This window comes from Streptomyces sp. (assembly GCF_035645055.1).
Classification (GTDB): Bacteria; Actinomycetota; Actinomycetes; order Streptomycetales; family Streptomycetaceae; genus Streptomyces.
On sequence record NZ_DASQNH010000036.1, the window covers coordinates 162,154 to 168,903 of the forward strand.

A 6,750-nucleotide genomic window follows, 5' to 3' on the forward strand; every position below is an offset into this window, starting at 1 on the left:
GCAGCGATGTTCCGCCGTACGTTCTGGTTCAGCACCGGTGTCGCCGCCGGTGTGTGGGCCACCACCAAGGTCAACCGCAAGCTGAAGCAGCTGACCCCCGAGAGCCTGGCCGCGTCCGCGGCGAACAAGGCGATCGAGGCCGGTCACCGGCTCAAGGACCGCGCGGTCGGCTTCGCCCTCGACGTCCGCGACAACATGGCCCGGCGGGAGGCCGAACTGGGGGACGCCCTCGGCCTCAACGCCGACCCGGAACTCCCCGCACCCCACCGGCGCTACGCCGTCATCGAGAACCGCAACGACCCGAAGTACATCGAGAACACGACGTACTCGAACAACCGGAATGAGGACCACTGATGGAGTCGGCTGAGATCCGCCGTCGCTGGCTGAGCTTCTTCGAGGAGCGCGGGCACACCGTCGTCCCTTCGGCGTCGCTCATCGCGGACGACCCGACTCTGCTCCTCGTCCCGGCCGGCATGGTGCCCTTCAAGCCCTACTTCCTCGGCGAGGTCAAGCCGCCGTTCCCGCGCGCCACGAGCGTGCAGAAGTGCGTGCGCACACCCGACATCGAAGAGGTCGGCAAGACCACGCGGCACGGCACGTTCTTCCAGATGTGCGGCAACTTCTCCTTCGGCGACTACTTCAAGGAAGGCGCCATCAAGCTCGCCTGGGAGCTGCTCACCAGCTCGCAGGACAAGGGCGGTTACGGCCTCGACCCCGAGCGCCTGTGGATCACCGTCTACAAGGACGACGACGAGGCCGAGCGCATCTGGCACGAGGTCGTCGGCGTGCCCAGGGAGCGCATCCAGCGCCTGGGCATGAAGGACAACTACTGGTCCATGGGCGTGCCCGGCCCGTGCGGCCCCTGCTCCGAGATCAACTACGACCGCGGCCCCGAGTTCGGCGTCGAGGGCGGCCCCGCCGTCAACGACGAGCGGTACGTGGAGATCTGGAACCTCGTCTTCATGCAGTACGAGCGGGGGGAGGGCATCGGCAAGGACAACTTCGAGATCCTCGGGGACCTGCCGAGCAAGAACATCGACACCGGCCTCGGCCTGGAACGCCTCGCCATGATTCTGCAGGGCGTGCGGAACATGTACGAGATCGACACCTCGATGGCCGTCATCGAGAAGGCCACCGAGCTGACCGGCGTCCGCTACGGCGACGCCCACGAGTCGGACGTCTCCCTGCGCGTGGTCACCGACCACATGCGCACCGCCACCATGCTCATCGGCGACGGCGTCACCCCCGGCAACGAGGGCCGCGGCTACGTGCTGCGCCGCATCATGCGCCGCGCCATCCGCAACATGCGCCTGCTGGGTGCCACCGGTCCGGTCGTCAAGGACCTGATCGACGTCGTGATCGGCATGATGGGCCAGCAGTACCCCGAGCTGATCACCGACCGCGAGCGCATCGAGAAGGTCGCCCTCGCCGAGGAGAACGCCTTCCTCAAGACGCTGAAGGCCGGCACCAACATCCTCGACACCGCCGTTTCCGAGACCAAGGCCGCCGGTTCCACCGTGCTGCCCGGCGACAAGGCGTTCCTGCTCCACGACACCTGGGGCTTCCCGATCGACCTCACCCTGGAGATGGCCGCCGAGCAGGGCCTCTCCGTGGACGAGGACGGCTTCCGCCGCCTGATGAAGGAGCAGCGGGAGCGCGCCAAGGCCGACGCCCAGGCCAAGAAGACCGGCCACGCCGACCTCGGTGCCTACCGCGAGATCGCCGACCGCGCCGGAGCCACCGACTTCATCGGCTACACCGACACCGAGGGCGAGACCACCGTCGTCGGCATCCTGGTCGACGGTGTCTCCTCGCCCGCCGCCACCGAGGGCGACGAGGTGGAGATCGTTCTCGACCGCACCCCGTTCTACGCCGAGGGCGGCGGCCAGATCGGCGACACCGGCAAGATCAAGGTCGACACCGGTGCCGTGATCGAGGTCCGCGACTGCCAGAAGCCGGTCCCGGGCGTCTACGTCCACAAGGGCGTCGTCCAGGTCGGCGAGGTCACCGTCGGCGCCAAGGCCCACGCCTCGATCGACGCCCGCCGTCGCACGGCCATCGCCCGCGCCCACTCGGCCACCCACCTCACCCACCAGGCCCTGCGCGACGCCCTCGGCCCGACGGCCGCCCAGGCCGGTTCGGAGAACCAGCCCGGCCGCTTCCGCTTCGACTTCGGCTCCCCGTCCGCCGTGCCCACGGCCGTGATGACCGACGTCGAGCAGAGGATCAACGAGGTGCTGGCCCGCGACCTCTCGGTGCACGCCGAGGTCATGGGCATCGACGAGGCCAGGAAGCAGGGCGCCATCGCCGAGTTCGGCGAGAAGTACGGCGAGCGGGTGCGCGTCGTCACCATCGGCGACTTCTCCAAGGAGCTGTGCGGCGGCACGCACGTGCACAACACCGCCCAGCTGGGTCTGGTGAAGCTGCTCGGCGAGTCCTCCATCGGCTCCGGTGTGCGCCGTATCGAGGCCCTGGTCGGCGTGGACGCCTATCACTTCCTCGCCCGGGAGCACACGGTCGTCAACCAGCTCACCGAGCTGCTCAAGGGCCGTCCGGAGGAGCTGCCGGAGAAGGTCTCCGCCATGCTCGGCAAGCTGAAGGACGCCGAGAAGGAGATCGAGAAGTTCCGCGCCGAGAAGGTGCTCCAGGCCGCCGCCGGGCTCGCCGAGTCCGCCAAGGACGTGCGCGGCGTCGCGCTGGTCACCGGCCAGGTCCCGGACGGCACCACCGCCGACGACCTGCGCAAGCTGGTCCTCGACGTGCGCGGCCGGATCCAGGGCGGCCGGGCCGCCGTGGTGGCCCTGTTCACCACCGTCAACGGCAAACCGCTGACGGTCATCGCCACCAACGAGGCCGCCCGTGAGCGTGGCCTCAAGGCCGGCGACCTGGTCCGTACGGCCGCCAAGACGCTCGGTGGCGGCGGTGGCGGCAAGCCGGACGTCGCCCAGGGCGGCGGCCAGAACCCGGCCGCCATCGGTGACGCCGTGGACGCCGTGGAGCGCCTGGTCGCGGAGACGGCCAAGTAATGCGCAGAGGACGCCGGCTCGCCATCGACGTCGGGGACGCCCGCATCGGGGTCGCCTCGTGCGACCCCGACGGGATCCTCGCCACGCCGGTGGAGACCGTCCCCGGGCGGGACGTCCCGGCGGCGCGGCGGCGGCTGAAGCAGCTGGTCGAGGAGTACGAGCCGATCGAGGTCGTGGTCGGTCTGCCCCGCTCCCTCAAGGGGGGCGAGGGCCCGGCCGCGACCAAGGTCCGCGGCTTCGCCCAGGAGCTGGCCCGCGTGATCGCGCCGGTCGAGGTGCGACTCGTCGACGAACGCATGACGACGGTGACCGCGAGCCAGGGACTGCGCGCCTCGGGCGTGAAGTCCAAGAAGGGCCGGTCCGTCATCGACCAGGCTGCCGCTGTGATCATCCTTCAGCAGGCGCTGGAATCCGAACGGGTGTCAGGCAAAGCCCCGGGCGAGGGCGTCGAAGTGGTCATCTGATCGCGATACGGTAACGTTCCGCGCGATGCGGCGGCATTCGAACAGCCGCCGCACAGCAAGAGGCGGGACGGAACCGGTCCCCAGGGCCGCGACCGCCGCCTCGCGGCTCTAGGGGATCGATGACTGAGTATGGCCGGGGCCAAGGCTCCGAACCGTGGCATCCGGAGGACCCGTTGTACGGGGACGGCGGATGGGGAGGACAGCAGGCCCAGCAGGGTGGGCAGTCGTCCTACGGCGGCCAGCCGCAGCACTGTCCGCAGCAGCCGCAGGAGTCGCAGTACGGCGAGTGGGGCGACGGCGGTCAGCAGACCGCGTACGGCCAGGGGCAGCAGCAGTACCAGGACCACGGCCGGCAGGACCACTCCGGCGAGGGTCAGCCCTCGTACGACCAGCACGGCGGGCAGCAGTACGACAACCAGCACGGCGGTCAGCAGCCCGACGGACAGCAGTACGACACCGGGCAGTACGACAACGGCGGCTGGGGGACCGGCGAGCAGCCGCACATCCCGTACCCCGCCGACCCGGTGGACCCGTACGCCCAGCAGACGGCGGGCTACCAGGGCGAACAGCCCGACTTCTACGGCACCCCGGACGCCTACCCGCCGCCGGAGCCGCCGGCCCGCCGCAGCGCCGACCCCGAGCCGCAGACCGACTGGGACCCGGGCCCCGACCAGGGCGAGGCCGCCTTTTTCGCAGGCGGCGACGATGACGACGACGGCGCCGGCGAGCAGCCCGGAGGGCGGCGCGGCCGGGCGGACCGGCGGGGCCGGGGCGGCAAGAACAAGAAGAGCCGCAACGGCATCGCCTGCCTGGTGGTCGTCCTGGTGTTCGGCGGCGGTCTCGCGGGCATCGGCTACTTCGGCCTTCAGTTCTACCAGGACCGTTTCGGCGAGGCCCCGGACTTCTCGGGCGACGGCAATGGCGAGCAGATCTCCGTCCGCATCCCCAAGGGCGCGAGCGGCTCGCAGATGGGCAACATCCTGAAGGAGGCCGGCGTCGTCAAGAGTGTCGACGCCTTCGTGGCCGCCCAGAACGGCAACCCGCAGGGCAAGAGCATCCAGGACGGCGTGTACACGCTGGAGAAGGAGATGTCGGCCGACAGCGCGGTGAAGCTGATGCTCAGCCCCGAGAGCAAGAACAACCTGATCATCATCGAGGGCGCGCGCAACGCCGACATCTACAAGCTCATCGACCAGCGCCTGGAGGTCGACGAGGGCACCACCGCCGAGGTCGCCAAGGAGGACTGGCGAAAGCTCGGCCTGCCCGACTGGGCGATGGACCACAAGGACGTCAACGACCCGCTGGAAGGCTTCCTCTTCCCGTCCAGCTATCCGGTCGCCAAGGGCCAGAAGCCCGAGGAGGTCCTGAAGGAGATGGTGCAGCGCGCCACCGACGTCTACGAGGAACTGGGCGTCGAGAAGAAGGCCGAGAGCCTGGGCCTGGAGAACCCGTGGCAGCTGATCACCGTCGCCAGCCTCGTCCAGGCCGAGGGCACCAGCCATGACGACTTCCGCAAGATGGCCGAGGTCGTCTACAACCGGCTCGAGCCCGCGAACCCGCAGACCAACGGCATGCTGGAGTTCGACTCCACGTACAACTACATCAAGAACCAGAGCAAGATCGACCTGACCCTGGCCGAGCTGCGGAACTACGACAACCCGTACAACACGTACTACTACCGGGGCCTGCCGCCGGGACCGATCAGCAACCCGGGCGAGGAGGCGCTCCAGGGCGCCCTCGACCCGACCGACGACGGCTGGTACTACTTCATCTCCATGGACGGCAAGACGAGCAAGTTCACCCGGACCAACGAAGAGCACCAGCGGTTGGTCGACCAGTGGAACGCTTCGAGGAACAACTGATGGCCGCATCCCGCCGCGCCGCCGTTCTCGGCTCGCCCATCGCCCACTCCCTGTCCCCGGTGCTGCACCGCGCCGCCTACGCGGAACTGGGGCTGACCGACTGGACGTACGACCGCTTCGAGGTCGACGAGGAGGCACTGCCGCGCTTCCTGGAGGGACTGGGGCGGGAGTGGGCGGGCCTGTCGCTGACCATGCCGCTGAAGCGGGCGGTCATCCCGCTGCTCGACGAGATCAGCGAGACCGCGTCCTCGGTGGACGCCGTGAACACCGTCGTCTTCCACGAGGACGGCCGGCGCACCGGCGACAACACCGACATCCCCGGCATGGTCGCGGCGCTGGCCGAGCACGGCATCGAGAAGGCCGACAGCGCGGCGGTGCTCGGCGCGGGCGCCACCGCCTCCTCCGCCCTGGCCGCGCTGGCCCGGATCTGCACCGGTGAGATCGCCGTCTACGTCCGCAGCGAGGCACGCGCCGCCGAGATGCGGGAGTGGGCCGGGCGGCTGGACGTCCAGGTGCGCGTCGAGGACTGGGCGAACGCCGAGCAGGCGCTGCGCGCGCCCCTCGTCATCGCGACCACCCCGGCGGGTGCCACCGACGCGCTGGCCGCCGCCGTCCCGGAGCGGCCGGCCGCCCTCTTCGACGTGCTCTACGACCCCTGGCCGACCACCCTCGCGGCCCGCTGGTCCGCGTACGGTGGCGCCGTGGTCAGCGGTCTCGACCTGCTGGTGCACCAGGCGGTGCTCCAGGTGGAGCAGATGACCGGCCGTGCGCCGGCCCCGGTCGCGGCGATGCGGCGGGCGGGCGAGCGGGCCCTGGCGGAGCGCTGATCACGGGCCCGGACCGCGCTGTGTGACGGGTTCCACACCCGGCTCCCGGCGCTGTCCCGTCCGCCTGGTGGACCGGCGGATGGGACCGCGGCCGGGACATGGGAGGATCGGAGGTGGCGGGCCAGGGCCGCGCACCCGGGTCGCGCCACCGCCGCACGCGAGGACGCGCGCAGGCAGGGCAGTACCAGGGCGCGAGCACTGAGGAGCACCGTTGAGCAGGTTGCGCTGGCTGACCGCGGGGGAGTCCCATGGTCCCGCACTCGTCGCGACGCTGGAGGGCCTTCCCGCCGGCGTGCCCATCACCACGGAGATGGTGGCGGATCACCTGGCGCGGCGCCGGCTCGGCTACGGCCGCGGTGCGCGGATGAAATTCGAGCGCGACGAGGTCACCTTCATCGGCGGCGTCCGGCACGGACTCACGCTCGGCTCTCCGGTGGCGGTCATGGTGGGGAACACCGAGTGGCCGAAGTGGGAGAAGGTCATGGCGGCCGACCCCGTCGACCCGGACGAGCTGGCCGAGCTGGCGCGCAACGCGCCGCTGACCCGGCCGCGGCCCGGTCACGCGGATCTG

The 6,750-nt window shown here is 70.5% G+C and carries 6 protein-coding genes; all 6 read left to right on the forward strand.

Annotation, left to right across the window (positions count from 1 at the left end; all coding sequences use genetic code 11):
* Nucleotides 1-6: 6 nt before the first annotated feature.
* The gene (locus tag VE614_RS13150; RefSeq protein WP_324936015.1) at nt 7-354 is read left to right on the forward strand and encodes a hypothetical protein; all 348 of its coding nucleotides are present in this window, start codon (nt 7-9) and stop codon (nt 352-354) included.
* The gene (gene alaS, locus VE614_RS13155) at nt 354-3,026 is read left to right on the forward strand and encodes an alanine--tRNA ligase (RefSeq protein WP_324936017.1); all 2,673 of its coding nucleotides are present in this window, start codon (nt 354-356) and stop codon (nt 3,024-3,026) included. The genes VE614_RS13150 and alaS overlap by 1 nt, the downstream gene beginning before the upstream one ends.
* Complete coding sequence (ruvX, locus tag VE614_RS13160; RefSeq protein ID WP_324936019.1) at nt 3,026-3,490, forward strand: Holliday junction resolvase RuvX; 465 nt, start codon at nt 3,026-3,028, stop codon at nt 3,488-3,490. The genes alaS and ruvX overlap by 1 nt, the downstream gene beginning before the upstream one ends.
* A 119-nt stretch (nt 3,491-3,609) precedes the next feature.
* Nucleotides 3,610-5,352, forward strand: coding sequence for an endolytic transglycosylase MltG (gene mltG, locus VE614_RS13165; protein WP_324936021.1), 1,743 nt, complete (start codon nt 3,610-3,612; stop codon nt 5,350-5,352).
* Nucleotides 5,352-6,179, forward strand: a complete 828-nt coding sequence (locus VE614_RS13170) for a shikimate dehydrogenase (RefSeq protein ID WP_324936023.1) — start codon at nt 5,352-5,354, stop codon at nt 6,177-6,179. Before mltG ends, VE614_RS13170 begins: the two co-directional genes overlap by 1 nt.
* A 211-nt stretch (nt 6,180-6,390) precedes the next feature.
* The coding region (locus VE614_RS13175) for a chorismate synthase (protein WP_324936025.1) at nt 6,391-6,750 on the forward strand (360 nt) is incomplete at its 3' end.

Excerpts from the sequence above, each read along its gene's own strand:
- VE614_RS13150 (WP_324936015.1), top strand. The coding sequence starts at position 7 with ATGTTCCGCCGTACGTTCTGGTTCAGCACCGGTGTCGCCGCCGGTGTG.
- alaS (WP_324936017.1), top strand. The coding sequence starts at position 354 with ATGGAGTCGGCTGAGATCCGCCGTCGCTGGCTGAGCTTCTTCGAGGAG.
- ruvX (WP_324936019.1), top strand. The coding sequence starts at position 3,026 with ATGCGCAGAGGACGCCGGCTCGCCATCGACGTCGGGGACGCCCGCATC.
- mltG (WP_324936021.1), top strand. The coding sequence starts at position 3,610 with ATGACTGAGTATGGCCGGGGCCAAGGCTCCGAACCGTGGCATCCGGAG.
- VE614_RS13170 (WP_324936023.1), top strand. The coding sequence starts at position 5,352 with ATGGCCGCATCCCGCCGCGCCGCCGTTCTCGGCTCGCCCATCGCCCAC.